The organism is Spirillospora sp. NPDC046719, from assembly GCF_040645715.1.
Taxonomy (GTDB): domain Bacteria; phylum Actinomycetota; class Actinomycetes; order Streptosporangiales; family Streptosporangiaceae; genus Spirillospora.
In genome coordinates this window covers 1-1254 of record NZ_JBEYYT010000917.1, presented here as the reverse complement: position 1 = coordinate 1254, position 1254 = coordinate 1, and the positions used below count along the sequence as shown (strand labels likewise).

General features: G+C 77.4%; 1 protein-coding gene. It reads right to left on the bottom strand.

Going from position 1 to position 1254, the window contains the following annotated elements; genetic code table 11:
- Positions 1–142: 142 nt before the first annotated feature.
- On the bottom strand, positions 143–1254 hold a 1112-nt coding region (locus ABZ914_RS51555), incomplete at its 5' end, for an FAD-binding oxidoreductase (RefSeq protein ID WP_500201842.1).

The window sequence follows — 1254 nt, the reverse complement described above, 5'->3', positions numbered from 1 at the left end:
CGCCGCGATCACCACGTCGGCGCCCGCGCGGGCCAGCTCGACCGCGGTCGCGGCGCCGATGCCGCGCCCGGCGCCGGTGACCACCGCGACCCTGTCGTCGAGGCGGAAGGCGTCCCGGGCTGGTGCGTCCTGGTCCATGTGTCTACTCCTGGGGTCGCGGCGCGGACGGGGCCGCCGAGGGGGCGATGTTGGCGTTGAATCGGAACAGGTTGTCCGGGTCGTACGCCTTCTTGACCGCGGTGAGCCGCGCGTAGGCGTCCGGGGCGTACGCGCCCGGCACGTACGTCGCGGGCTCGTCCGCGGAGACGAAGTTGACGTAGGGGCCGCCGGTCGCGTGGGGGCGGATCGCCGCCGACGCCTTCGCGCTCCAGGCGGCGAGGCCGGCGGTCGCGTCGTCGCGTTCGGCCAGGGCGTTGACGGCCACGAGGTGGGCCGCGTCGCGGAAGCCGAACGGGGTGGCCTCGGGCGGCGTCTCGGCGATGGCGCCGCCGAGCTGCTGGATCTGCAGCATGGCGAGGCGTCCGGGGGCGTCCGCGGCGGCGGCCAGCAGCCCGTCGATGGCGGCGTCGTCGAGCCGGCCCAGGAAGTGGCTCGCGCCGTGGGCGCGCTGCCTTTCGGGGAAGCGGTTCGGCGGCTGCTGCAGCTGGAGGTAGGACATCGGCCGGACGGCGTCGGCGACCGGCGGCCCGAACTCGCGCAGGGGGCGCAGCATCCGCTCCGCCTCGTCCGCCGGGGCGAACGCGGCGACGCCGACCATCACGATGGGACGGCCGCGCACCGGCTCGGGGACGAAGGGCGCGGGCGGCGCGGCCATCAGCGTCAGCCGGACCGCGAGCCGCCCGGGCGCCGCGTCGGCGACCTCCTGGTAGCGGCGCAGCACCCGCGCCCCGCGCTCGATCGGATGGATGAGCACGCCGCCGGTCAGCTCGCGCAGGGGATGCAGCGCGAACCGCGTCCGCGTCACCGCACCGAAGTTCCCCCCGCCGCCGCGCAGCGCCCAGAACAGCTCCGGCTCGCTGCCCGCGTCGACCCGGTGCGTCGCGCCGTCCGCCGTGACCACCTCGGCCTCGACCAGGTTGTCGCAGGTCAGCCCGTACAGCCGGTGCAGCCAGCCGAACCCGCCGCCGAGCGCCGTGCCGGCGACGCCGACCTGGGGCGCGTCGGCGCCGGTCACCGCCAGCCCGTGCTCCTGCGCGGCCGCGTCGAGCGGTCCCCAGCGCAGCCCGCCGCCCGGGGTGTCCGTGCGGGACGGGG